Annotated in this window: 23 protein-coding genes; 12 read left to right on the top strand and 11 right to left on the bottom strand. The window is 70.9% G+C overall.

Going from position 1 to position 22,931, the window contains the following annotated elements; genetic code table 11:
• Positions 1 to 206 precede the first annotated feature (206 nt).
• Positions 207 to 1,745 carry a hypothetical protein gene (locus tag VF697_RS28690; RefSeq protein ID WP_331099923.1) on the top strand — a complete coding sequence of 513 codons (1,539 nt, stop codon included), beginning with the start codon at positions 207 to 209 and terminating at the stop codon, positions 1,743 to 1,745.
• Here the strand turns inward: VF697_RS28690 and VF697_RS28685 are convergent.
• Positions 1,729 to 2,916, bottom strand: coding sequence for an acyltransferase (locus VF697_RS28685; RefSeq protein WP_331099922.1), 1,188 nt, complete (start codon positions 2,914 to 2,916; stop codon positions 1,729 to 1,731). The genes VF697_RS28690 and VF697_RS28685 overlap by 17 nt on opposite strands.
• A gap of 121 nt (positions 2,917 to 3,037) precedes the next feature.
• Between VF697_RS28685 and VF697_RS28680 the strand changes: the two genes are divergently transcribed.
• The gene (locus tag VF697_RS28680) at positions 3,038 to 4,231 is read left to right on the top strand and encodes a cytochrome P450 (RefSeq protein ID WP_331099921.1); all 1,194 of its coding nucleotides are present in this window, start codon (positions 3,038 to 3,040) and stop codon (positions 4,229 to 4,231) included.
• A gap of 15 nt (positions 4,232 to 4,246) precedes the next feature.
• Here VF697_RS28680 and VF697_RS28675 read toward each other — a convergent pair whose 3' ends face one another.
• Genes VF697_RS28675 through VF697_RS28665 form a run of 3 tightly spaced genes read right to left on the bottom strand, consistent with a single transcriptional unit; the run spans position 4,247 to position 6,511 of the window.
• A complete protein-coding gene (locus tag VF697_RS28675) occupies positions 4,247 to 5,248 on the bottom strand; it encodes an MvdC/MvdD family ATP grasp protein (RefSeq protein ID WP_331099920.1) in 1,002 nt (333 codons plus the stop codon).
• A gap of 20 nt (positions 5,249 to 5,268) precedes the next feature.
• Entirely contained in the window at positions 5,269 to 6,264 is a 996-nt protein-coding gene (locus VF697_RS28670; RefSeq protein ID WP_331099919.1) for an MvdC/MvdD family ATP grasp protein, read from the bottom strand.
• 28 nt (positions 6,265 to 6,292) lie between these two features.
• On the bottom strand, positions 6,293 to 6,511 hold the full coding sequence (locus tag VF697_RS28665) for a microviridin/marinostatin family tricyclic proteinase inhibitor (protein ID WP_331099918.1): 219 nt from the start codon (positions 6,509 to 6,511) through the stop codon (positions 6,293 to 6,295).
• A 172-nt stretch (positions 6,512 to 6,683) separates the two neighbouring features.
• Here VF697_RS28665 and VF697_RS28660 point away from each other — a divergent pair, with 172 nt between their 5' ends.
• Both VF697_RS28660 and VF697_RS28655 read left to right on the top strand, forming a co-directional pair.
• Positions 6,684 to 7,358, top strand: a complete 675-nt coding sequence (locus tag VF697_RS28660) for a DUF4336 domain-containing protein (protein ID WP_331099917.1) — start codon at positions 6,684 to 6,686, stop codon at positions 7,356 to 7,358.
• Between the two features lie 269 nt (positions 7,359 to 7,627).
• Positions 7,628 to 8,386 (top strand): endonuclease/exonuclease/phosphatase family protein, encoded by a 759-nt coding sequence (locus VF697_RS28655; protein ID WP_331099916.1) that lies wholly within the window; start codon positions 7,628 to 7,630, stop codon positions 8,384 to 8,386.
• Positions 8,387 to 8,408: 22 nt separating this feature from the next.
• Here VF697_RS28655 and VF697_RS28650 read toward each other — a convergent pair whose 3' ends face one another.
• Both VF697_RS28650 and VF697_RS28645 read right to left on the bottom strand, forming a co-directional pair.
• Positions 8,409 to 8,786, bottom strand: coding sequence for a hypothetical protein (locus VF697_RS28650; RefSeq protein ID WP_331099915.1), 378 nt, complete (start codon positions 8,784 to 8,786; stop codon positions 8,409 to 8,411).
• Between the two features lie 81 nt (positions 8,787 to 8,867).
• Positions 8,868 to 9,332, bottom strand: a complete 465-nt coding sequence (locus tag VF697_RS28645; protein ID WP_331099914.1) for a MarR family transcriptional regulator — start codon at positions 9,330 to 9,332, stop codon at positions 8,868 to 8,870.
• 322 nt (positions 9,333 to 9,654) lie between these two features.
• Between VF697_RS28645 and VF697_RS28640 the strand changes: the two genes are divergently transcribed.
• Positions 9,655 to 10,146 carry a hemerythrin domain-containing protein gene (locus VF697_RS28640; RefSeq protein WP_331099913.1) on the top strand — a complete coding sequence of 164 codons (492 nt, stop codon included), beginning with the start codon at positions 9,655 to 9,657 and terminating at the stop codon, positions 10,144 to 10,146.
• A 69-nt stretch (positions 10,147 to 10,215) separates the two neighbouring features.
• Positions 10,216 to 11,469, top strand: coding sequence for a DNA glycosylase AlkZ-like family protein (locus VF697_RS28635; protein ID WP_331099912.1), 1,254 nt, complete (start codon positions 10,216 to 10,218; stop codon positions 11,467 to 11,469).
• On the opposite strand, the gene VF697_RS28630 is transcribed toward VF697_RS28635, so the two are convergent.
• Positions 11,456 to 12,100: a CHAP domain-containing protein gene (locus VF697_RS28630; RefSeq protein ID WP_331099911.1), complete on the bottom strand. Its 645-nt coding sequence runs from the start codon at positions 12,098 to 12,100 to the stop codon at positions 11,456 to 11,458. The two genes, VF697_RS28635 and VF697_RS28630, sit on opposite strands and share 14 nt — an antisense overlap.
• A 199-nt stretch (positions 12,101 to 12,299) precedes the next feature.
• On the opposite strand from VF697_RS28630, the gene VF697_RS28625 reads away from it, so the two are divergent.
• The 5 genes from VF697_RS28625 to VF697_RS28605 all read left to right on the top strand — a co-directional run bounded on the left by VF697_RS28625 (position 12,300) and on the right by VF697_RS28605 (position 17,533).
• Positions 12,300 to 13,019, top strand: a complete 720-nt coding sequence (locus VF697_RS28625; RefSeq protein WP_331099910.1) for a double-CXXCG motif protein — start codon at positions 12,300 to 12,302, stop codon at positions 13,017 to 13,019.
• A 268-nt stretch (positions 13,020 to 13,287) separates the two neighbouring features.
• The gene (locus VF697_RS28620) at positions 13,288 to 14,373 is read left to right on the top strand and encodes a type III polyketide synthase (RefSeq protein WP_331099909.1); all 1,086 of its coding nucleotides are present in this window, start codon (positions 13,288 to 13,290) and stop codon (positions 14,371 to 14,373) included.
• Between the two features lie 36 nt (positions 14,374 to 14,409).
• A complete protein-coding gene (locus VF697_RS28615; protein WP_331099908.1) occupies positions 14,410 to 14,691 on the top strand; it encodes an acyl carrier protein in 282 nt (93 codons plus the stop codon).
• Positions 14,688 to 16,442, top strand: a complete 1,755-nt coding sequence (locus VF697_RS28610) for a fatty acyl-AMP ligase (RefSeq protein WP_331099907.1) — start codon at positions 14,688 to 14,690, stop codon at positions 16,440 to 16,442. Before VF697_RS28615 ends, VF697_RS28610 begins: the two co-directional genes overlap by 4 nt.
• The gene (locus VF697_RS28605; RefSeq protein WP_331099906.1) at positions 16,439 to 17,533 is read left to right on the top strand and encodes an NAD(P)/FAD-dependent oxidoreductase; all 1,095 of its coding nucleotides are present in this window, start codon (positions 16,439 to 16,441) and stop codon (positions 17,531 to 17,533) included. Before VF697_RS28610 ends, VF697_RS28605 begins: the two co-directional genes overlap by 4 nt.
• A 7-nt stretch (positions 17,534 to 17,540) precedes the next feature.
• On the opposite strand, the gene VF697_RS28600 is transcribed toward VF697_RS28605, so the two are convergent.
• Positions 17,541 to 18,671 carry a 5'-nucleotidase gene (locus VF697_RS28600; protein ID WP_331099905.1) on the bottom strand — a complete coding sequence of 377 codons (1,131 nt, stop codon included), beginning with the start codon at positions 18,669 to 18,671 and terminating at the stop codon, positions 17,541 to 17,543.
• A 267-nt stretch (positions 18,672 to 18,938) separates the two neighbouring features.
• On the opposite strand from VF697_RS28600, the gene VF697_RS28595 reads away from it, so the two are divergent.
• Positions 18,939 to 19,829 (top strand): zinc metalloprotease, encoded by an 891-nt coding sequence (locus VF697_RS28595; RefSeq protein ID WP_331099904.1) that lies wholly within the window; start codon positions 18,939 to 18,941, stop codon positions 19,827 to 19,829.
• Between the two features lie 712 nt (positions 19,830 to 20,541).
• On the opposite strand, the gene VF697_RS28590 is transcribed toward VF697_RS28595, so the two are convergent.
• From VF697_RS28590 to VF697_RS28580, 3 genes are all read right to left on the bottom strand, one after another.
• A complete protein-coding gene (locus VF697_RS28590; protein ID WP_331099903.1) occupies positions 20,542 to 21,420 on the bottom strand; it encodes a zinc metalloprotease in 879 nt (292 codons plus the stop codon).
• Positions 21,421 to 21,661: 241 nt separating this feature from the next.
• Positions 21,662 to 22,537 (bottom strand): zinc metalloprotease, encoded by an 876-nt coding sequence (locus tag VF697_RS28585; protein ID WP_331099902.1) that lies wholly within the window; start codon positions 22,535 to 22,537, stop codon positions 21,662 to 21,664.
• 174 nt (positions 22,538 to 22,711) lie between these two features.
• A partial coding sequence (locus VF697_RS28580; protein ID WP_331099901.1) for a M43 family zinc metalloprotease occupies positions 22,712 to 22,931 on the bottom strand: 220 nt, incomplete at its 5' end.

Here is a 22,931-nt window from a genome sequence, read left to right as displayed (position 1 = left end):
TCCCACCTTGTAACCCTTGCACCCCCGCCTGCTGCTCGCGGGGTGGAGGTGCGTCTTCCCCTACATGCTCGGCTGGCTGCCCGGGTCTCCCCCGCTGGCGGAGACGATTTCGGACCCTGAAGTGCGATGCGAACGACCAGGTTGGCGCGGTGCCTCCGTATTTCCGATCGAATTAACCGCTCACAATCGATCAACAGGAGCCGTCGATGTCCTCCCACCGTCGTTCCCTGCCCGCTCTCGGCCGTCTCACCGCCCTGCTCGCCCCGCTCAGCCTGCTGTCCATCTCCTGCGGGGGTGAGACGCCGGAGCAGAACCAGCCGGAGCAGAATCAACCGGAGCAGGCCCAGGATGTCGTCACGGGCCAGCGCGCCCTCCACCGCCGCCTGGATGCGGAAGACGTCCGCACCATGGATGAGGCGGGGTTGAGCGCGCTGTCGGTGCTGGTGCCCGTCGGGGGCTCCTTCGAGACGCGTCCCGTCATCGCCACCGGCCAGGGCACCTTCAAGTTCGAGAACGTTCCGCCGGGCCCCTACTACCTGAAGTATCGCGACACCGGGTACATCCTCACCGAGCACCGGGAGCTGGACCTCGACGAGTACTTCCTGGGTCGCGAGGGCGTCACCACCGTGGAAACGCGCCTCCCCGTCACCCTGAGCGTGGACGGCCTGGACCCCCTGACCGAGCTCCTGTTCTTGGGGCTGGTCACCCCGAACGCGGGCGCCTCGGGCATCTTCGAGGTGGACAGCTCCGTCAGCCCGGGGGTCACGTCGCTCTCCGATGCGCCTGCCCTGTATCAATCGGACTACGGGCGCCAGGAGTCCATCGATGCCGCGAAGGGGGACCGCTCCTACCTCTTCCAGAGCCTCCTGCACGCGTCGAACGGCGTCGACTACATGAGCGTCGCTCGGGCCCGGGCGCTGTCCGAGGTGACGTTCCGCATGGACGGCGGGACCTCGCGGGTGAGCGGCACCCTCGACGTTCTGCCGCCGCGGCAGGTCACCATCGATTGGCGGCGCTCGAGCTTCGAGCTCTTCCGGTCCGCGGTGCACCCGCTGGCGGTCTCCCTGCCCACGCGGTCCGTGCGTCACAACTTCCACATCATGCCGGCCGCCGGTGGGCTCTCGAAGGGTTGGGTGGGGTACTCCGGGGAGCTGGCCCTGGGGAGCATTCCCGCGAGCGCCCAGGACGTCTCCTTCGAGGTGGAGTACGGCAATCCCTACCCGTCCACGTGGGGCGTGATGGCGAACGTCTACCACAACTACCAGCTGCCGCTGCGGCTGCCGGGGACGACGAGCGGCTCGGTGACGGCCGCGCTGATCGAGCAGGCGGAGCTGGGCCGCTTCCTGTCGGGGCCGGTGCTGGCGCGCGTCTCGCCGCCGACGCTGCTCCAGGTGGATGGCCTCAACGCGTGGGAGGAGCGCGACCTGGCGTCCCTCACCCCCGTCTTCACCTGGGCGCCGCCCACGCTGGGGACTCCGGATGTGTACGAGGTGCGCATCCTCCGGCTCTTCACCCGGCCGAGCGACCCCACCCGGACCTCCAACGAGCTGGTGGCGAACTTCTTCACCCAGGGGCGGCGGCTCCAGGTGCCGCCGGGCGTGCTCCAGTCGGGGCAGACGTACGTCGTCCGCATCGCCGCGAAGGTGACGCCGGGCGTCGACCTCACCCGGAGCCCCCACCGGGTGAAGACCCTGGTGGACTACTCGTCGGCGGAGGCCTTCACCAGCCTCATGCGCGCTCCGTAGCGGGCGCCGCGGGGGCCCCGGCCACTCCGGGCGGGGCCTTGGGCGTGGCCGCGAAGGCGCGACGCAGGCGGCGGTGCAGGGGCTGCTCGACGAGCCGGTAGCTGACGAGCGAGGCGACGACGGTGAGGGCGAGGGTGCCGGCGACGAAGGCGGGGGTGTCGAGCACCTCGCGTCCGAGCAGGCGGCTGCCCACGGAGCGCACCAGCATCACCACGGGCGTGTGGAGGATGTAGAGCGAGTAGCTGGCCTCGCCGAGCCGCACCAGCCAGGGGTGGCGCAGCAGGCGCGCGGGGAGCCCCTGGTCGGTGGCGAGCGCGAGCAGGAGGACGGCGAAGGCGGGGACGAGCAGGCCGTTGTGGAGCAGGACGTAGGGCACGCGCGGCCCGAGGGCGAGCACCCCGAGGAGCAGCGCGGTGGCGCTCGTGGCCAGGAGGCCGGCGTGGCGGGCGAGGGCGGCGCGCAGGGGCGCGTGCGCGAACAGCCGGCCCAGGCAGATGCCGAGGATGAACTCGGGCAGGCGCACCAGGGGGTGGTAGCGGAGGACGTCGAGCCAGAGGCCCTCGGTGTCGTAGCGGGTGCTCCACCCCTCGGGGCCGCTCAGGGCCCAGGCCAGGGGGAGGGCGAGCAGCACGGCCAGGGCGCCGGCCATGACGGCGAGGGTGCGCCGGGGGGAGAGCACCACCAGCCGCGGGGCGAGGAAGGGGAAGGAGGCGTAGAAGAAGGCCTCGACGGAGAGGGACCAGCCCGGCGGATTCCAGGCCATGGCGAAGCTGGGATGCCAGGACTGGACGAGGGAGAAGGCGGCGAGGCCCTCGGCGAGGAACGGGCCCACACCCCCGTGCTCCAGGTGGGTGCGCAGGGCGAAGGGGAGGGCGAGCAGCAGGGAGAGCGCGTAGACGGGGTAGATGCGCGCGAAGCGGGCCGCGTAGAAGGACGTCCGGGACACGGGGGCGGGGCCACCGTGGGTGTAGGTGAGGACGAACCCCGAGAGCATGAAGAAGAGGCCCACGGCGACGTAGCCGGCGCTCACGACATGCCGCACGGCCGCGGGCCCGGACCAGCGCTCCCAGAGCGCGGCGTGGAAGAGCACGACATGGAAGGCGGCGAGGAAACGGAGGCCGGTGAGGGCCTCCAACCGCGCGCGCTCGGGCGGCGCTGAGGAGGAGTGCATGGAGGGCGGGCCCATCATCGCCTCATCCCGGGGAGCCCCGCCAGGGGGCGAGGTGGCGAGCGCCCCCCATGTTGGGTTGGCGCCGGGCCATGGCCTAGCATGCGGCGCGGAGGTGCCAACCTTGAGCGCACGCGTGAACCTGCTGTCCCCCGAATTCGTGGCCGACCCCTATCCCATCCTCGCCGGGCTGCGGCGCGACGCCCCGGTGTGTCAGGTGGAGCCGGGAGGGGTGTGGGCCGTCACCCGCCACGCGGACGTCATGAGCGTGCTCAAGAACCCCCAGCTCTTCTCCTCCGAGGGGCTCGTGCGCTCCATGGAGCCGTCCTGGCTCGGGTACAACCCGCTGGCGCGCTCGATGCTGGTGATGGACCCGCCCCGGCACGGACGGTCGAGGGCGCTCATCAGCCGCGCCTTCACGTCCACCACCGTCGCCCGGCTCGAGCCCTTCCTGCGCACCACCGCCGAGCGGCTCGTCGACGCGCTGCTGGAGCGCCGCGAGGTGGACTTCCTCCAGGCGCTGGCCCTCCCCCTGCCCGCCGCCGCCATCGGTCACCTGATGGGGCTGGATGCCTCGCTCTACTCGCGCTTCAAGCACTGGTCCGACCATCTCGCCGCCATCAGCGCCATCTCCGCGACGGACCTCGAGCAGCAGCAGCAGGTCCAGCGCACCGTGCAGGAGATGGAGGGCTACCTGAAGGAAGTGCTGGAGCACCGCCGCCGCCATCCCGGGGATGACCTGGTGAGCGGGCTGCTCGAGGCGCGGGTGGAGGGCGAGGCGCTCTCGGAGGCGGAGCTGGTGGCCTTCCTCTTCCTGCTGCTGGCCGCCGGGCTGGAGACGACGGTCAACCTCTTGGGCAACGCCGCCCTCATCCTGGCGGACCGCCCCGAGCTGCTGGAGCGTCTGCGGGCCGAGCCGCGGCTGCTCGGCTCGTTCATCGAGGAGGTGCTGCGCTACGAGTCTCCGGCCCAGGCCACCTTCCGGCTGACGACGGCGGAGACGGAGCTGGGGGGCGTGAAGCTGCCGCAGCACTCCGTGCTCATCCTGTTGTTGGGCTCGGCCTGCCGGGACGAGCAGTACGTCTCCGACGGGGAGCGCTTCGTGCTCGGACGCAAGGAGCCGGCCAACCTGCCCTTCGGACACGGCATCCACTTCTGCCTGGGCGCTCCCCTGGCCCGGCTGGAGGCCCGTGTGGCGCTCGAGGCGCTGCTCCCGCGCATCCAGGGCCTGTCCCGCAGGCCGGAGGCGCCGCGGTGGCACCCGTCCATCCAGATTCGGGGGCTCGTGCGGCTGCCGGTGCAGGTGGTTCCGGCCTGAGCGTCCGGGGCGCCTCTACCCCCGCGCTGGCGGCTTGGGCCCGAGCCGGCGCGGCGCGCGCCCGGTGAGCACGTCCGCCAGCGCCTCGTCGATGGGCAGGCCCGGGTTGCGCATCAACCACATGAACTCGCCCGACGGGTTCACCTCGAGGAAGACGTGCCGCCCCTCGGGGGTGACGATGAAGTCGAACGCGCCGTAGTTGAGCCCCAGCGCGTCCATCAGCCCCAGCACCCGGGCCTGTACCGGCTCGGGCAGGGTGTAGGGCGTCCACGCGTCGACGAGCGTCACGCCCTCGCGACGCCAGTCCTCGCGTGCCCTGGGCAGCGCCTGCGAGTCGATGGCCGCCGCCATCACCCGCTCGCCCACCACCGTCACCCGCAGCTCCACCGCCTTGGTCAGCCGCTCCTGGAAGGTCATCGGACACAGGTCCAGCCCCTCCAGGTCCTCCAGCTCCTCGGGCTTGAGCGGCGTGGTGAAGACCACCTGCTCCTTGCCCCGCTCGTCGTACACGGCGAAGGAGGACATCATCTTCGTCACCACGCCGCTGGGGCAGCTCGCGGCGAAGGCGCGCACCGCCTCCGGGTCGTTGGTCATCACCGTGCGCGGCACCTCCAGCCCCAGCTCGCGCGCCAGCCGGAGCTGCAATGGCTTGTGCTCCGCGCGCCGCACCACCTCGAGCGCGTCGAGCTGGAAGACGCCGAGCGCCGCCATCATCCCGAACACCAGGCGCCGGCTCTCCTCCACCGAGGGCTGGCGCAGCTGGGGATCCATGTCCTGGGGGATGGCCGCCCCCGTGGAGTTGCGGCGGTACCAGACGGCGGTGACGTCCGACAGCTCGAGCGGGCCCGCGGGCCCGGAGAGCCGTCCGCCGCCGCCCTCGTCGAGCGCGAGCTGGAGCTGGGTGGGGAAGAGGTCCGTGTCGAACCGGTACACCCGCTCGCCGCGAGCCTCGAGGGCGCGCGCCACGGAGAGGGGGGCCTGGTTGTCCTTGGAGTGCGTGACGAGGAGGATGGCCATGGACTTTCCCGCGACTGCCGTCAGAGGGAGGCGCCAGCCGCGAGTGCCTCGGCCAGGGCCGCGGCGATGGGCAGGCCGAGCTCTCGCTCGAGCATGCCCCACTCGCCCCCGGGGTTTACCTCGAGGAAGACGTGCCGGCCCTCGGGTGTGACGATGAAATCCACGGCGCCGTACACCAGCTCCAGCGACGCCATGAGGCGGCCCAGGCGCTCGGCCACGTCCGCTGGCAGCTCGCCGGGCTCCCAGCGCACCTCGTCCGGCCGGGAGCGCCGCCAGTCCACCTGGCCCGCGACCGAGCGCGAGGCATCGATGGCGCCCACCAGGCAGCGCCCGTCCACCACGGCCACCCGCAGCTCGCGGGCCTTGTCCAGGCGCTCCTGGAACACCATGGGGCTGTAGCGCAGCCCGTCGAGCTCCTCGAGGTGCTCGGGGCCGATCGCCGTCGTGTAGACGAAGGGGTTGCCCCCCTGCATGGACTGGGTGAGGGGGGTCTGCATCTTGGCCACCATGCGGCCGTTCACCTGCTCGAAGAAGGCCCGCACCCGCGCCTCGTCATTGGTGACGAGGGTGCGCGGCACCTCCAGCCCCATGGCGCGGGCCAGCCGGAGCTGGCGCAGCTTGTTGCCAGCGGCCCTGTCCGCTTCGAGCGGGTTGACGAAGCGGCAGCCCGCCTCCGCCAGCCCGTCGAGAAAGCCCTCGAGTGCCGCCTGCGACTCGCGCACGCAGCCCTCCCGATAGGAGGGCTCCAACTCCTCATCCAGGTGGGGCGCTACCAACCGGCGCAGCCACACCGACCGGACCTCCTCCGCGTGCAGCGCTCCGGCCGCCGTGCGCAGCACCACCTCACTGCCCTCGGCGCCCAGTGCCGACGTCAGCTCCAACGTCGAGGGGAACTCATCCGTGTTGACGCGCAGCGGACGGGCCCCCCGCCGCGACAGCTCCTCGGCCACCCGGTCGACCGTGTAGTGGTCGCCACTGTGGGTGAGGAGCAGGACGGTGTCGCGAGCGGGGGGCATGGGGCGTGGAACCGGGGGCTCGGTGGGACTACGCGACCTCGTCGCTGTCCGAGGGGTACTTGTGGGTGACGCCGCCGAGGGTCGGGTTGGCCGTCAACGGCAGGGCGACCTCATCCGAGTCCGAGGGGTACTTGTTGGTGCCGTCGGTGCCGATGATGGCGACACCGCCGACCACGTGCTCCAGCTCCTGCGTCTCCAACAAACGCGCGAAGAACGGCTTCTTGCCCTGCTTCGTGTCCTTCTTCATGGCGATTCTCCTCGAGCCCGCTCGGGCCGGTTGCGGATGCAACCCAGAGAACTATGGATTCCTTGCCTACTTGGGAGCAAGTAGAACCACACCTCGCGAGGAAGAGTGCTGGCATGATTTCTGACCAACGGTTGACTTTTGATGTGTGGGTTGAAGAGGGAGGAACCCCGCCATGCTGCGTCCCCTGAGTGATGACCTCCTCGTCCTGGATGTCCCCTTCCGCCTGGCCGGCATGGACCTGGGCGGGCGGATGACGGTGGTGCGCCTGCCGGAGGGCGGCCTGTGGCTGCACTCGCCGGTGAAGCTGGACGCGGCCGTGCGGAGCGCCGTGGACGCGGTGGGGCCGGTGCGCTTCCTGGTGGCGCCCAATACGATGCACCACCTGTGGCTGGGGGACTGGGCCGCGGCCTACCCGTCGGCGAAGGTGCTCGCGCCCGCGGGGCTGCGCAAGAAGCGGCCGGAGCTGCGCATCGACGTGGAGCTGTCGGACATGATGGACGTGGGCCAGTCGCCCACGCTCGAGCTGCTCCTCGCGCACGGCATCCCCAAGCTCGAGGAGTTCGTCTTCCTGCACCGCCCCAGCCGCACGCTGCTGCTCACGGACCTGGCCTTCAACATCCACGACGCCTCCTCGTGGCTGCTGCGCACGTACCTGAAGTGGAGCGGGGTGTATGGACGGCTCGGGCCCACGAAGCTGGAGAAGGCCCTGGTGAGGGACCGGGCGGCGCTGCGCGCCTGGAGGGACCGCGTCCTGCAGTGGGACTTCGAGCGGGTGGTGCCGTGCCACGGGCAGGTGCTGGAGCGCGGGGGCCGGGAGGCGATGCGCGATGCCTTCGCGTGGCTCTAGGCGCTCACCCCTCACGCCGCTCTACCGCGAGGCCGAGCGGCACCGCTCCTGACGCCCCGGTGGCGGCCCGGCTGCTCTCCGGGCTGGCTCGGAGGGGCGGAGGACGGCGGTGCGGATTGCTGACATCATCGCCCCTCTTCATGCACCTCGTCCGACTCCTTGCCGGCCTGATGCTCGCGACCTCTGTCGCGTGTGCTTCCTCCCCGTCCCTGCGCGCCCACGCGGCGCCGGAGCCCTCGACTTCGCGGGGCGAGGGAGACCTCCGGGTGATGACCTTCAACATCCAGTCCGCCCGCCATGGGTTGGACAAGGTGGCGGAGACCATCCGCTCGGCCTCGCCCGACATCGTCGCCCTCCAGGAAGTCGACGTCGGCACGCGGCGCGCCAACGGGTTGGATCAGTCCGTGGAGCTGGCCCAGCGCACGGGCCTGCCCTATTACGCCCACTTCCGCACCACGGGCTTGTACGGCGGTGACTACGGCGTGGCGCTCATCTCGCGCTTCCCGCTGGTGTCCGTGGAGCAGCACCCGCTGCCCGTGCAGGAGGGCACCGAGCCGCGCACCGTGGCCCGTGTCCTCATGAAGGTGCATGGCCAGGAGGTGAGCGTCTACGTCACCCACCTCACCCGGCGCCCCTTCAACAGCGATGTGCGCGTGCGCCAGAGCGCGGCCATCATGGCGCTGATGGCGAAGGATCCGCGGCCCAAGCTGCTGATGGGCGACATGAACGACACGCCCGACTCGCGCTCCATCCAGCTCTTCCGGCGCGAGCTGATGGACGTGTTCGCCCTGCGCGGCCAGGGGGACGCGGACACCTATCCGCTGCCCGTCATCCCCAACCTGCGCATCGACTACGTGATGGCGTGCGACCACTTCATGCCCAAGAGCAGCCGGGTGCTGCGCGTGCGCGCGTCCGACCACTACCCGGTGGTGGCCGAGCTCACCCTGCTCGCGCCCACGACGGCGCCCTCGGCCGAGGTGGTGCAGCGCACGCAGCCGGCGACGCCGCCCTCCTCCAGCAGCCAGTAGTCCCGGCCCGCGGCCGGCCGGCTCACTCCAGTTGCAGGCCGCAGTCGCTGCACGCGCCCTGGACGAGGGGCGCGGCGGTGCCGCACGCGGGGCACGGGGGCTCCCCGTCCTCGGATACCGCCTGCGGGGCGGGCTGCGCCGGGACGAGCCCCTCGCGCTGGAGGCTGTCCATCCAGCCCTGGCGCAGCAGGCCCGCGACCCGGGAGGTGTCCTCGGGACGCACGAGCACCTGGAACTTCGGGGAGCACGAGGGCTTGCTGCACGCCTCGCGGTGGACGAGCGCGGGCACGCCCTCGGCGAGGCACGCCTCCACCAGCTTCCGGGCGTCCGCGAGTCCCATCTCCACGCACGGCACCACGTCCGCTTCCGCCAGGGCCTTCTCTGCTTCGTGGGAAGTCATATGGGCCAAAGTGAAGCGCAGTCGGGCCCACGCGTCCATGACTCCCGAGGCCACCCGTCCGGCGGGTGAGGAGGGGAGCTGTCAGGGACTCGTGGCCGAGGCGATGAGCTTCTCCAGGATGCGGAAGAGGGCCCGGCGGTCGGTGGCGTCCAGCCGCTCCAGCATCCGCCCCAGCTGCTGCTCGACGGTGCGGTCCAGCCGGCGGGACATCCGCGCGCCCGAGGCCGTCAGCCGGCAGCGCACGACGCGCCGGTCCTCGGGGCTGCGCTCGCGCTGCACGTGGCCCTCGCGCTCGAGCCGGTCCACCACGCCGGTGACCGTCTTCTCGGTGATGCCCAGGCGCCGGGCCAGCTCGCCCATGGTGAGGGTTCCGTCCTGGCCGAGCCACAGCAGGGCGTGGATTTGAGGCGCGGTGAGGTCCATCCGCTCGCAGGCGCTGGCGAGCGGGTCCCTCAGCGAGTGCAGCCGACCCAGCGTGAACAGGAGACGCCGGAACCGGTCGACCTCGCCCTCGGGCTCTTCCACGGTGGAGACCTTCCGTGACACGGAGCTTCCTCTTCCACGCTGGCCCGGGAGCGGCCCTTGGGTACACCCGCCCCGCCACAGCGCAATGTTGGCCCCCCGCCCGGGGAAGGAAAGCCGCGCGAGGGCGTCAAGGGACGCGCTGGGAGCCTGACCCTCCGGGGAGCGAGCGTGCGTCCAGCATATCACGGCACCTGACCTCGTGAGTCCAGGGAAGAAGGTGACGCACGGCGTCAGGTTGCCCTCCGGCCCGGCAGGTGGTGGCCGAGGGTGCAGTTGGCGCCGCCCGAGTCCGTGCCGAAGTTTGGCCACACACGCTTTGAGCCACCCACAGCCAGGAGCCGACATGGACGCCATCGAACTGTTGAAGCAGCAGCACCGCGAGGTGGAGGAGTTGTTCGAGAAGTTCGAGAAGGCCGGCGAGGGCAAGCCCGAGGTGCTGATGGATCTGGCCGCGCGCATCGCGGACAACCTCGCGGCGCACGCCACCATCGAGGAGAAGCTCTTCTATCCCAGCGTCTACGTGGGCCCCACGATGGAGAAGCTCCAACACGCGGTGGAGGAGCACCTGTCCGCCAAGCGGGTGATCGCCGACCTTCTGGAGATGGACCCCGCTGACGCGCAGTTCAAGGCGAAGGTGATGGTGCTCCAGGAGCTGATCGAGCACCACGTGAAGGAGGAGGAGAAGGAGCTCTTCCCCAAGGTGAAGAAGCTGATGACCAAGGAGGAGCTGGCCGTCATCGGTGAGCAGATGGAGGTCATGTTCTCCGAGCTCATCCAGAGCGAGCCGCGCATGCAGGTGCCGCTCGAGACGGACGAGGCCGCGCCGCTGCCGTAGTCCCGCGCCGGGCCTCATCGTCAAGACCGGGGCCGCTCGCGTAGAGTGCGCCCCGGAGGACGACTGGACATGGCCCGTGGCACCCCCCCCGCACTCAGCGTTTCCCTGGACCGCGCTCGCGCGCACTGGCACCGCAAGCAGGGGCTCGCCGAGCCCCTCTCCGGGAGTGTCGAGGAGGTGGTGGCGGCCACCTGCTGGCCGCGCACGCTCGGGGGCGTGGACGTGTACCTGGCGGTGCGGGCCCGCGTCCCCGGGCTGAAGCGCGAGCAGCTCGACGAGGCCGTGGCGCAATCCCGGCTGCAGGTGATTCCCGCCGTGCGCGGCTGCATCTACCTCGTGCCGCGCGCGGAGGTGCCGCTCATGCTGCGCATCGCCGAGGAGCAGCACCGCAAGCGCGCCGACCGAGAGCACGAGAAGGTGGGCATCGCCCCCACGGAGCTGGCCGACGTGGGCGAGGCCGTGCTGAAGGCCCTGCGCAAGGGGCCGCTGTCCACGGACGCGCTGCGCAAGGCGCTGCCCGAGGGCACCGTGCGCGGCCTGGGCGAGAAGGGCAAGAAGGTGGGCATCTCCTCCACGCTGCCCCCGGCCCTGCGGCACCTCGAGTTCGAGGGCAAGCTGGAGCGCACCCTGGAGGACGGGCGGCTCGACACCGAGCGCTACCTCTGGCGGCTGCCGGCGAAGAATCCCTTCACGGGCGCGAAGGTGCCCACCGAGGCCGTGGAGCGCCACGCGCGCCTCGCCGCCACCTTCTTCCGGCAGGCCGGGCCCGCCACCGTGGAGAACTTCGCCGCCTGGACGGCGCTCTCCCAGCGCGACGCCCGCGCGGCCATGGAGAAGCTGCCGCTGGTGCCGGTGGCCGTGGAGGGCTTCGCCGAGGAGGCCTGGGTGCTGGAGGAGGAGCTCCCCACGCTGCGGGAGAAGGCGCCGGCCACCTCGTCCCTCTCGATGCTCGCGTTCGAGGACGGCTACCTCGCCTTCCACGGAGGCCCCGCGCTCCTCACCGACCCCAAGCACCACGCGCGGGAGATTCCGGTGTGGGGCAACACCAAGGGTGGTGGCACGCTCGGCGACACGCGCTACATGCACATGCGCTCGCTGTTCGACGGGGACACGCTGGTGGGCCTGTGGGAGTACGACCCGGACGCCGAGGCCGTGGTGTTCGGCACCTTCGACAAGCTGGCCCCCAAGCGACGCAAGGCCGTCGAGGCGCTCGCCGAGGACACGGCCTGCTTCCTCCGCGACGACATGGGCCACGCGCGCAGCTTCGCTCTGGACAGCGAGGACACGGTGCGCGAGCGCACGGCCCTCGTCAAAGCGCTGTGAACCAGCGCGCGTCCACGGCGGCGAAGCCCGCGAGCAGCTCCCCGGCGAGCCGGGGCCGCGGCACCTTCTCGGAGCGGCGCAGGTAGTCGTTGAGCACCCGGCCCTTCGCGTCCCGGCGGAGGCTCGGCTGGTGCAGGTTCAGCTTGGAGCGCTTCACGCCTCCGCCCGCGCGGTGCACGAATGTCACCGTGCCGTCCGCCTCCACGCGCTCCACCACGCCGATGTGCGTGAGCCCGTCGTTGCGCCGGCCGTCGCGGTTGCGGTCATACGTCTCCCGGAAGAAGACGAGGTCTCCCGGGCGGGGCCGGCTGCGCAGCGCGCCGAGGCTCTTGGCCTTGCGGTGGATGGCTTTGACGCCGCCCTCTCCGGGGAGGGTGCGCTCGGGCAGCAGGTGGAGGCCCGGCTTGCGGTAGGCGAGGTTGGCGAGTCCCGAGCAGTCATCGTTCACCGAGCGGCTCACCCGCTTGAGCGAGGGGAGGCCCACCCAGAGGGAGGCGCGAGTCACGGCCCGGTTCGAGAGCGACACGGAGGCCCGGGCGCTTGGGCCCGGTGAGGCGTAGCGCGCGGCCTCGGCCTCCGAATTCAGGAGGAGGCCACCGACGAGGGCACACAGCAGGAATGCGCGTTTCATGCCGGGTCCTCCTCAGCAACCCGCGTGCCTCCCACGTTCACGGCCTGGGATGTCCGGCCGACGACGGACACGTGCTCCTCATCTGTCCCGCAGGTGGAAAATGTCTGCCCAACCTGTCGCCCGGGCGACGTGCTCTGGAATCCTCCGTCCATGCGGACTTTGTCGGGAATCTGGCTGCTGGAGGGGTGAAGGTGAGGAGATGACGAAGTTCTATTGGCTCCAGTTCCCCGAGCAGTCGCGCTACACGGGAGACCTTCACGCCAGCCACAAGTGGGGTGGCCTGCCCGGGCTCCGCTGCCCGCAGTGCGGAGCCACGTGGGCCGGGAGCGCAACCTCATACCCAAGCGCGGACCTGTCTTCGCTCCCGGAGCGCAAGGAGTACGAGAAGCCCCGGCCGGAGCCCTTCGATGAGTTCGTCCGGTTGCGCGAGCTGGTGCGCCCCCTCGTACCTCCTGGGGCGCAGCTCAAGCCAGGAGCCCAATTGGGTCCCCTGGTGGGCACGGCTACGGGCACCTTCAGTCCGCTCTTCTTCTGCTTCCTTTCAAGGCCCTTGGTGCACCGAGAGGCACTGGAGCAGTTGCAGGCCGAGGGCGTGCGGGGCCTGCGAGGTTTTCCCACGGAGCTGCGCTTTCGGCAGAAGAAACACCCGGAACTGTTGGAGCTGGAAATTCTCCCGCACGGCCGGCTGCATCCGGACTGCACCCCACAGGATCGGCGCCCGCCTTGTTCCAAGTGCGGGCACGACTACTTCCCACGCCCGGATGACCCCATCCTGGACGCGGCCTCCCTCCCGACACACACCGATCTGTTCCGGCTGACTGACTTCGAGACGATGCTCATCGGCACCGAGCGCTTCGTGGGGGCCGTGCGGCGCCTGGCGCTGGAGGACCTCGACATCCGCGAGCTGCCGCTGCGCTGAGCCCACGGGTCCACCAGTCGACCTGGGATTCCGACTGGCGTCGTGTAGGCGCACCTGGGCTCCCGCCCATCGGGCCACGGTACAGGGTGTTGTGATCCAACCGACACGCGCGCGCTCGGGGTCGTGTGGTGGATGCGAGAGGTGTCAGCCAGCCGGCAGGTGGGCGACAGGGGAACGACGTGACGCGTTCAATCTCTTCACCATAGGTCGCACCCTGACGGCAGGGTGATTAACCGTCGTTCCTACCCACCCAGCAGGGACGGCGCCGATGAATTCCGCAGCCCACCAGGACTCTTCTCCCGTCATTCGCGCGGTGGAGCGTCTGCTCCCGCCGCACTACGCCCACCAGGAGCAGATCATCGGGGCCCTCCGAGACATGTGGGCCACCCGGCACTTCAACATCGAGCGGCTGGAGGAGCTGCACCGCTCGGTGAAGGTGGACGGGCGCTTCCTCGCGCTGCCCATCGAGCAGTACGGCGCGCTCGTCACCTTCCAGCAGCGCAATGACGCCTGGATTCAGGTGGCGTTGGACCTGGGCGAGCAGGTGGTGCGCCGGGCGTTGGACAAGACGGGGCTCACCCCCCGGGACGTGGACCACGTCTACTTCGTCACCGTGACGGGCATCGCCACGCCGAGCATCGACGCGCGGCTGATGAACCGCATGGGCATGCGCCCGGACATGAAGCGCACGCCCATCTTCGGGCTGGGGTGCGTGGCGGGCGCGGCGGGCACGGCGCGGGCCTCGGACTACCTCCGGGGCTGGAAGAACGAGACGGCGCTGCTCGTCGCCGTGGAGCTGTGCTCGCTGACGCTGCAGCGCGAGGACCTCTCCATTCCCAACATCATCGCCTCGGGCCTCTTCGGGGACGGCGCGGCGTGCGTGGTGCTCCAGGGCGCCGAGCGGGCCCCCGCCGCGTCCGGCCCGCGGATCGTCGCCACGCGCTCGGTGCTCTACCCGGACACCGAGCGCATCATGGGCTGGGACGTGGTGGACTCGGGCTTCAAGGTGGTGCTGTCCGCGAAGGTGCCGAGCCTCGTGCGCGAGTACATCCGCCGGGACGTGGACGGCTTCCTCGGCGAGCACGGCCTCACGCGCAAGGACGTGAAGCACTGGGTGGCGCATACCGGCGGCCCCAAGGTGTTGCAGGCCTTCGAGGACGCGCTGGAGCTGGCGCCCGGCATGCTGGAGCACTCGTGGGCCTCGCTGCGCGAGGTGGGCAACCTGTCCTCGGCCTCGGTGCTCTTCGTGCTGGGGGACATGCTGGAGTCCGGCAAGGCCGAGCCCGGGGACTGGGGCGTGATGATGGCCATGGGCCCGGGCTTCTGCGCCGAGCTGGTGCTGCTGCGCTGGTGAGGCTCCCGCGCCACGACTTCCCGGAGGTACTACACCATGGCTGACAACGAGTTGATCGTCCTCTTCGAGATTCGCCGCATCCTCGCCCAGGAGCTGGACTGGAAGGGGCCGGTGGAGCCCGCCCACCACCTGATGCGGGAGCTGCAGCTCGACAGCCTGGGGCTGACGGTGCTGGCGGTGGAGCTGGAGAACCGCTTCCGCATCCGCCTGTCGATGGAGGATTCGCTGGGGGTGAGCACCGTGGGAGACCTCATGCGCCTGGTGGCCTCGCGGACTGTCCAGGAGTCTCACGCCGCATGCGCTGGAGGAGCACCATGAAAGGGCCGCCACTGCCACCGGTGAAGTACGCCACCGTCCCCGAGGCGCTCGCCGCCGCGGCGCGCTCGCCGCTGGGGCTCGTCTTCGTGGACGCGGCCGAGCGGGAGACGAGCCTCTCGTGGGCCGAGGTGTATGCCCGCGCCCGCCGCACGGCCGCGGGCCTTCAACGGTTGGGGGTGGCGCCCGGGGAGCGGGTGGCGGTGCTGCTGCCCACCTCGCCGGACTTCATGGATGCCTTCTTCGGCGCGCTGCTGGCGGGCGCGGTGCCGGTGCCGCTCTACCCGCCGGTGCGGCTGGGGCGGCTGGAGGAGTACCACCGCGCCACGGCGCGCATGCTGGAGGTGTCGGGCGCGGCGGTGGTGCTCACCGACGGCAAGGTGCGCCTGCTTTTGGGCGAGTCCGTGGCGGCGGCGCGCCCGAGGCTCGGCTGTCACACGGTGGAGGAGGTGTCTCGCGAGGACGGGGACGTGGAGGTGCCCGTGCGGCCCGAGGCGCTCGCCCTCATCCAGTTCTCCTCGGGCTCGACGGTGGACCCCAAGCCGGTGGCGCTGCGCCATGCGAACCTGATGGCGCAACTGGCGGCGCTGGAGGCCGAGCTGCCGCCGCCGACGGACGGGCCGCCGGTGGGCGTGTGCTGGCTGCCGCTGTACCACGACATGGGGCTCATCGGCTGCCTGCTGTCGGCGGTGTACTACCCGGGCCGCATGGTGCTGCTTCCTCCCGAGGTCTTCCTCGCGCGCCCGGCGCTGTGGCTGCGCGCGCTGTCGCGGCACCGGGGCTTCGTCTCGCCCGCGCCCAACTTCGCCTATGGGCTGTGCCTCAAGCGGGTGAAGGAGGCGGAGCTGGAGGGCGTGGACCTCTCGCACTGGCGGCACGCGCTCAACGGCGCGGAGCCGGTGTCGGTGGAGACGCTGCGCCGCTTCTCCGAGCGCTTCTCCCGCTGGGGCTTCCAGGCGGGGGCGCTGCGGCCGGTGTATGGGCTGTCCGAGGCCTCGCTCGCCGTCGCCTTCCCTCCGGCGGGCCGGGGGCCGCGCGCGCTGGGCGTGGACGCGCGGGTGCTGGCCACGGAGCGGCGGGTGGTGGAGGGCCCGCGCGAGGTGGTGTCCGTGGGGCGCCCGGTGCCCGGCTGCGAGGTGGAGGTGCGCGACGAGCTGGGCCACGCGCTGCCGGAGCGGCGGGTGGGGCGGGTGCTCGCGCGAGGGCCCTCGGTGATGGCGGGCTACTTCGGCCACCCGGAGGCGACAGGGCGCGCGCTGGACGCCGAGGGCTGGCTGGACACGGGGGACCTGGGCTTCGAGGCGGACGGCGAGCTGTTCCTCACGGGCCGCGCGAAGGACCTGGTCATCATCCGCGGCGCCAACCACGCGCCCCAGGAGTTCGAGGAGTGCCTGGAGGGGGTGGAGGGCCTGCGCACGGGCTGCGCGGTGGCGCTGGGCTTCACGCCGGAAGGGGAGCAGGACGAGGCGCTGCTGCTGCTCGCCGAGCGCGCGCCGGGCGTGGAGGTGGAGGGCCTGGAGGAGCGGGTGCGCGAGGCGGTGCTGGCGGGCACGGGGGTGCGCGCGCACACGGTGCGGGTGCTGGAGCCGGGGACGCTGCCGCGCACCTCGAGCGGGAAGCTGCGCCGGAGCGAGGCGCTGCGGCGCTACCTCGCGGGCGAGCTGACGGCCCCGAGGAAGGTGGGGATGGTGGGGCTGGCGGTGGAGATGGCGAGGAGCGCGCTGGCGCTCGTCCGAGCGGGACGCGGGGTGTGAGGGCCTGGGACGTCGCGGTGGTGGGCGGTGGGCCCGCGGGGCTGGCGGTGGCCCTCACCGTGGCGAAGCGGGGCCTGAGCGCGGTGGTGCTGGAGCGCGCCAGCGTGCCTCCGGACAAGGCATGCGGTGAGGGATTGATGCCCTCGGGGGTGGCGGCCCTGGAGCGCTTCGGGGCGCTCGCGCTGTTGGAGCCGAGGGAGTGCGCGCCCTTCGTGGGCATCCGCTACGTGCAGGAGGACGGGAGCGGCGCGGAAGGACGACTGCCGGCGCCCGGGGGCCTGGGCGTGCGGCGGGTGGCGCTGGTGACGGCGATGGCCACGCGGGCGCGGACGCTCGGCGTGGAGTTGCGCGAGCGCTGCGCGGTGGTGGGCCAGCGGCGCACGGCGGACGGGTGGCAGCTGGAGACGGCGACGGGGCCGCTGCGGGCGCGGATGCTGGTGGCGGCGGACGGGCTCGCCTCGCCCCTGCGGCACGCCGAGGGGCTGGAGGTGGAGGTGAGCGGACCGAGGCGCTTCGGGCTGCGGCGCCACTTCCGGCTGAAGCCCTGGGCCCCCTTCGTGGAAGTGCACCTGTCGGACGGCGTGGAGGCGTACGTGACGCCGGCGGGGGAGGAGCGGGTGGGGGTGGCCTTCCTGTGGGCCGACGGGCTGCCGGGGCGCATCGGCTTCGACTCCCTGCTCTCGCGCTTCCCGGTGCTGGCCGCGCGGGTGGCGGGCGCGGAGCCGGACTCGAAGGCCCGGGGCGCGGGGCCGCTGGCGCGGGCGGCGCGCTCCCGGGTGGCGGACCGCTTCGCGCTGGTGGGAGATGCGGCGGGGTACGTGGACGCGGTGACGGGGGAGGGCCTGTCCTTGGCCTTCACCTGCGCGGAGGCCCTCGGCCACCTGCTGCCGGACGCACTGGCCAAGGGAGCCACGCGCGAGTCCCTGCTGCCCTACGAGCGGACGTTCCAGCGCGCCTTCCGCAAGTACGCGTGGCTGACGCACGGCCTGCTGATGCTGGCGCGCAGGCCGCGAGTGCGCCGCTCCCTGGTGCGCTGGTTGGGCGAGAAGCCGCGCGTCTTCGAGCAGCTCCTCGCCCACGCCATCGTGTAGCGCTTCTTCAGTGCTCGGCGTTGGCCGTGCCGCTCGGCTGGAGCTGCTCCACCCGCTGCTTCAGGGTGGGATCATCCGCCACCACCAGCCCCAGGGGAATGTAGGAGAGCTGGTGCGCGCGCCCGCCCTTGGGCGCCTTCACGTCCATCTCCGACTCGAGCTGCCGCATGCGGCCCTCCAGCTCGACGATGGTGCGGGTGAGGTCACCGCGCGTCTGCTCGTCCTTCGCGCTGGCCAGCCGCTCGTGCGCCTTGAGGAGGTTGTCCTCCACCACCTGCAACTGCTTGCGGGCCCGCGTCGCCGTGCCCAGGTCCACCGAGGGCCCCGGTCCTTCCACGCTCAGCTCCAGCCGGGTCACCTGCTTGCCGAGCTCCCCCGCGGGGAAGACGGCGGCGTGGCTGCCCACCAGCTCGCCAATGCCCATGCCCTTGACGTCGTGGGACTGCACCACGAAGTCCACCGCGTCATTGGCCAGCAGGGCCAGCTTCACGGCCTCCTGGTAGGGCATCGCCGCCAGCACCACCACCACGTCCACCTTGCGGCTCTGGCGCAGCTTGCGCGCCTCGGCCAGCGCGGCCTCCTTCGGCGGACGTCCCTTCAACGAGGGCTCCCCGGCTGGCGCGCCCTCGGGGGACACGCCCACCACGCCCACCTTCAGTCCTCCGGCCTCCACCACCATGGAGGCCGCGAAGGGCGCCTTGCCGGCCTTGTCCACCAGGTTGGCGGACAGCAGCTTCATCTTCTTCTTGGGCCCCCGCGTGGCCTTCTGGAGGTAGGCGAGGCCCTGCGACAGGTCGCGCTCGCCCACCGCCATGGCCACCGTGCCCTGCGCCTCCATCTGCTCGAGCACCAGCTCCGCTTTCTGTTGCACCAGGGGCTCCGCCTGGCGCGTGGGCTCGCGGAAGAGCGCGTTGCCCGCGTCCATCAACACCAGCGGCAGGCCCCGGGCCCGCTCCGCATCGAGCACCGTCTTCCTCCGGGCCAGCCCCCCCAGGGGCTCCTGCTTGCAGCCACACGGGGCGATCTCCCCCCGGTTGTCTCCGGTGAAGAGCAACACCAGCTTCCGGGGCTCGGCCTGGGCCCCCAAGGGCATCAGCAGCAGCACGGCCACCGCCATCAATGTCAATCGCGCCTTCACTTCATCTCCTCTCGGGGACGCGAGCCGCGGGGGCTCACGATGTCCCCTGGATGCTACGCCAGAGTCCCGCGCGCACTGGCGCGTGGGCGCAACTCCCACCGCGCCCCCGCCGCGAAGCCATCCATTGGACCTGCAAGTAATTGTCGCGGGGAGTCAAGAAATTCCCGCTTAAAAAAGAATAAAGGGTTTGATCATTTTCCCGGACTAATTTAAAAGTGGCCTCCCCTCAGTTGGCCCCCCCCCGAGCGGGAAAAGGTGGAGACACACATGCGTATGTTCGGAAAGACGGTTGTGGCGGTCGGTGCGGTTGCTGCGATGGTCGGCTGCGGTCCCGTGGACGAGGCGGAGCAGGTTGCCGCTGAGGGTGTCGAGGCCCAGGTTGCGGACCCCCGTAACTGCGGCGCCGAGTCGTTCAGCGACGAGCAGGTGGCGGAGCTCGAGGCCCGCTTTGAGGCCCTCCAGGCCAAGCAGGCGATGGGCGGCACCGTGCGCGCCATGGGCGCCTCCATCCCCGTCTACTTCCACGTCATCCGGAGCAGCTCCGGCGCTGGCGGCGTGACCACCACGCAGATCAACGACCAGATCACCGTCCTCAACAACGCCTTCGCGCCGGCGGGCTTCAGCTTCTTCCTGGCGGGCACGGACTACACCAACAACGACTCGTACTACACCTGCTCCGGTGGCACGTGTGAGACGAACATGAAGAACGCCCTGCGCAAGGGCAGCGCGGACGACCTCAACTTCTACACCAACAACATGGGCGGCGGCCTGCTCGGCTGGGCGACCTTCCCCTCCAGCTACGCCAGCGCCCCGCTGAAGGACGGCGTGGTGGTGCTCCAGTCCTCGCTGCCCGGCGGCACGGCGACCAACTACAACCAGGGCGACACGGGCACCCACGAGGTCGGTCACTGGATGGGCCTGTACCACACGTTCCAGGGCGGCTGCACCAGCACCAACGACAGCGTGAGCGACACCCCGGCCGAGCAGTCCGGCGCCTCCGGCTGCCCCACGGGCCGTGACAGCTGCACCACCTACGCCGGCCTGGACCCCATCACCAACTTCATGGACTACAGCTACGACAGCTGCATGAACACGTTCTCCGCGGGCCAGAACAGCCGCATGAACAGCCAGTGGACCGCCTACCGCGCGGGCAAGTAAGCCCCGGCCCGAGACACTCTTCGTCTCGGACATGAGCAGCGGGCCTCCCACGAGCGTGGGGGCCCGCTGTTTTCTTTTGCGGGTTGGGAAGACGGAGGTGAGGCCGCGCCGCGGCGACTTCACCCACGCCGTGCTGACGAGTGACAAGGTGGTCAACCTCGAGGACGCGGGCTTCGTCCGCGTCGACCCCTTGAGGGTTCCACCCGCGCGAGTCGGGACGGCCCTCGTCCCTGGAGGAGCTCGGCCCGTGCGCCTCGTGCAATCGCCAGGACGCGAACGCCCCGCGCAACGGGGGCTGTGGCTCCGGCTCCCGCCGCGACTCCGCGGCGCCGTGCCCGCCGTGTGACTTGGGCCTGCTCGCCCTGTGGTGGGGGCCTTCTCCGCGGCGACAGCGGCACGACGGGCGGAGAGCTGGATGCCGGAATGGGCTCCGACGCGGGGCTGGGCTCGGGAGGTGAAGGAGCGCCGGACCCCGAGGCGCAGCCCGGTGGATGCGGTTGTGGCACGAGCATTCCGTCGCTCGCGCCCCTGTCTCTCCTGGGACTCGCCCTGCTCGTGCGGCGCGGTCGGAGGGCCCGCGACTTGCGGTGAGGTGTCCCGACGCCGAGCCCTTCCTGGACGTGGTGCTCACCCTCTTCGAGTGACCCGCAAATGAAAACGCCGGAGCGCGAGGTGCGCTCCGGCGTCGGGACTTCAGGACCTCAGGCGCGGACTACTTGCCCAGGCGGTACTGCGTCCACATGGAGTCCATGCGGGAGACCTGGCCGGCGGAGAACCGGTCCATGCAGTAGTCGTCCGTGTAGTCCATGAAGTTGGTGATCGGGTCCAGACCCGTCTCGCGGCAGGTGTCGCGGTTCGCGGGGCAGCCGTAGGCCGCGGACTGCTCGGCCGGGGTGTCGCTGACGTAGTCGTTGGTCTTCTGGCAGCCGCCCTGGAACGTGTGGTACAGGCCCAGCCAGTGACCCACCTCGTGGGTGCCCGTGTCGCCCTCGTTGTAGGGGGCCGCGGTGCCGCCGGGCAGCGACGTGTTCAGGATGACCACGCCGTCGTTCTTGGGGTTGGAGGCGTAGCTGGAGGGGAAGGTCGCCCAGCCCAGCAGGCCGCCACCGGGGCTGCTGAAGTACATGTTCAGGTCGTCCGCGGTGCCCTTGCGCAGCGCGGTCTTCATCTGGCTCTCGGCCGTGGTGCCGTGGCCCGCGGTGTACCAGGTGGAGTTGGTGGTGCGGTCGGTGGCCACCAGGCTGAAGCGGAACGGGGTGTTCGCGTAGGCCGCGTTCAGCACGGCGAGCTGGTCGGCGATCATCGAGTCCGGGATGTCACCGTTGGAGATGCCCGTGCCCTTGTTGATGACGTGGGCATAGACCGGGATGGTGATGGAGCCGACGGCGGCCAGCGCCCCGCGGTGCTGGCTGATGGCCTGCTGAACGGCCTCGGCCTCGGCCTCGGTCGGGGTCGGCGTGGCGCAGCCGTGGATGGCCGCGGCCTGCTGCGTGGTCTCCTCGGCCGGCTTCTGCTCCGCGGTGCTGCAACCCGTCAGGGCCATCACCGAGCCAACAACCACCGCGAACTTGGACACAAAGTTACGAGACATTTCCAACCCCTCGGGAAAAGTTGCTACCCCTTATATAGAACGAATAAGGCGCCATCAAGGGGGAAGGTGATAATTCTGCAATATTCTACCTGTGCGGCTATTTGGGACTCTCCGTGAACCGGGCAGAGCGGGTGAGAGAGGGAAGACCCGACCGGCCCCGTGGAGCCCGCCCCCGCGAAAAGCGAAACGCCGGAGCGCGTGGAGCGCTCCGGCGTCGGGACTTCAGGACCTCAGGCGGGACTCACAGGCCGCGGTACTGGGCGACCAGCGCGTCCATGCGAGCCGACTGGCCGGCGGAGAAGCGGTCCATGCAGGCGTCGTCCGTGTAGTCCATGAAGTTGGTGACGGGATCCGCGCCGGTGGTGGAGCAGGTGTCGCGGCCCGTGGGGCAGCCGTAGGCGGCGGAGCCCTCGGCCGGGGTGTCGCTCACGCTGTCACCCGGGTTGGCGCAGCCGCCCTGGAACGTGTGGTACAGGCCCAGCCAGTGACCGGCCTCGTGGGTGAGGGTGTCGCCCTGGTTGTAGGGGGCCGCGCTGCCGCCGGGCATGGAGGAGTAGAGGATGACCACGCCGTCCAGGCTCGGCTGCGAGGCGTAGCTGGAGGGGAAGGTCGCCCAGCCCAGCAGGCCCTGGCCCATGTTGTTGGAGTAGATGTTGAGGTCGCCCGCGCCGCCCTTGCGCAGCGCGCTCTTCATCTTCTTCTCACAGGCGCCGCCGGCGCAGCCGTACCACTGGGAGTTGGTGGTGCGGTCCGTGGACACCAGGGTGAACTTGAACGGCGTGTTGGCGTAGGCGGCGTTGAGCACGGAGAGCTGATTGGCGATCTGCGCGTCCGAGACGTTGCCCTGGGACGTGCTCGTGCCGTTGTTGATGACGTGCCAGTAGACCTTCACCGTCACCGAGCCGTTGGCGCGAACCTGGGCGCTCTTGCGGCCGGCGATGGCCTGCTCCACGGCGAGCTGCTCCGCCTCGGGCAGCTCCTGCGTGGCGCAGCCCCGGGCGTCCACCGCCTGCTGCGCGCGCTCCTCGGCCGGCTGCTGCTCCGCGGTGCTGCAACCCGCGAGCGCCATGACGGAACCCACCACCACCGCGAACTTGGACACGACGTTACGGGACATTTCCGACTCCCAGGAAGAGTGGGGAGCCGTTATACCCCGGTGATAGTTTGAAATCAATGCACCATCAGGACTTCCTGGTTTTTCCAATTCCCGAGAAGGTGAGGAACCCGCAAAAGAAAACGCCGGAGCGCAAGGGGCGCTCCGGCGTCGGGACTTCAGGGCTTCAGGCGCGAATCAAATCCCGCGGTACTGGATGGTCAGCGCGTCCATGCGAGCCGACTGGCCAGCGGAGAAGCGATCCATGCAGGCGTCGTCCGTGTAGTCCATGAAGTTGAGGATGGGGTCCACGCCGGAGGCGGCGCAGGTGTCGCGACCCGTCGGGCAGCCGTAGGCGGCGGAACCCTCGAACGGGGTGTCATCCACGGAGTCGCCAGGGGCCGTGCAGCCGCCCTGG

The sequence above is a fragment of the Archangium sp. genome, assembly GCF_036388035.1.
In the GTDB taxonomy this organism is placed as follows: Bacteria; Myxococcota; Myxococcia; order Myxococcales; family Myxococcaceae; genus Archangium.
This window is presented reverse-complemented; position numbering and strand designations above follow the sequence as displayed.

Bases quoted from the DNA above. Each gene is read 5' to 3' on its own strand.
- VF697_RS28685 (WP_331099922.1), bottom strand. From the start codon at position 2,916: ATGCACTCCTCCTCAGCGCCGCCCGAGCGCGCGCGGTTGGAGGCCCTC.
- VF697_RS28610 (WP_331099907.1), top strand. From the start codon at position 14,688: ATGAAAGGGCCGCCACTGCCACCGGTGAAGTACGCCACCGTCCCCGAG.
- VF697_RS28635 (WP_331099912.1), top strand. From the start codon at position 10,216: ATGGCCCGTGGCACCCCCCCCGCACTCAGCGTTTCCCTGGACCGCGCT.
- VF697_RS28615 (WP_331099908.1), top strand. From the start codon at position 14,410: ATGGCTGACAACGAGTTGATCGTCCTCTTCGAGATTCGCCGCATCCTC.
- VF697_RS28590 (WP_331099903.1), bottom strand. From the start codon at position 21,420: ATGTCTCGTAACTTTGTGTCCAAGTTCGCGGTGGTTGTTGGCTCGGTG.
- VF697_RS28675 (WP_331099920.1), bottom strand. From the start codon at position 5,248: ATGGCCATCCTCCTCGTCACGCACTCCAAGGACAACCAGGCCCCCCTC.
- VF697_RS28640 (WP_331099913.1), top strand. From the start codon at position 9,655: ATGGACGCCATCGAACTGTTGAAGCAGCAGCACCGCGAGGTGGAGGAG.
- VF697_RS28630 (WP_331099911.1), bottom strand. From the start codon at position 12,100: ATGAAACGCGCATTCCTGCTGTGTGCCCTCGTCGGTGGCCTCCTCCTG.
- VF697_RS28650 (WP_331099915.1), bottom strand. From the start codon at position 8,786: ATGACTTCCCACGAAGCAGAGAAGGCCCTGGCGGAAGCGGACGTGGTG.
- VF697_RS28620 (WP_331099909.1), top strand. From the start codon at position 13,288: ATGAATTCCGCAGCCCACCAGGACTCTTCTCCCGTCATTCGCGCGGTG.
- VF697_RS28670 (WP_331099919.1), bottom strand. From the start codon at position 6,264: ATGCCCCCCGCTCGCGACACCGTCCTGCTCCTCACCCACAGTGGCGAC.
- VF697_RS28595 (WP_331099904.1), top strand. From the start codon at position 18,939: ATGCGTATGTTCGGAAAGACGGTTGTGGCGGTCGGTGCGGTTGCTGCG.
- VF697_RS28585 (WP_331099902.1), bottom strand. From the start codon at position 22,537: ATGTCCCGTAACGTCGTGTCCAAGTTCGCGGTGGTGGTGGGTTCCGTC.
- VF697_RS28665 (WP_331099918.1), bottom strand. From the start codon at position 6,511: ATGAAGAAGGACACGAAGCAGGGCAAGAAGCCGTTCTTCGCGCGTTTG.
- VF697_RS28655 (WP_331099916.1), top strand. From the start codon at position 7,628: ATGACCTTCAACATCCAGTCCGCCCGCCATGGGTTGGACAAGGTGGCG.
- VF697_RS28690 (WP_331099923.1), top strand. From the start codon at position 207: ATGTCCTCCCACCGTCGTTCCCTGCCCGCTCTCGGCCGTCTCACCGCC.
- VF697_RS28660 (WP_331099917.1), top strand. From the start codon at position 6,684: ATGCTGCGTCCCCTGAGTGATGACCTCCTCGTCCTGGATGTCCCCTTC.
- VF697_RS28625 (WP_331099910.1), top strand. From the start codon at position 12,300: ATGACGAAGTTCTATTGGCTCCAGTTCCCCGAGCAGTCGCGCTACACG.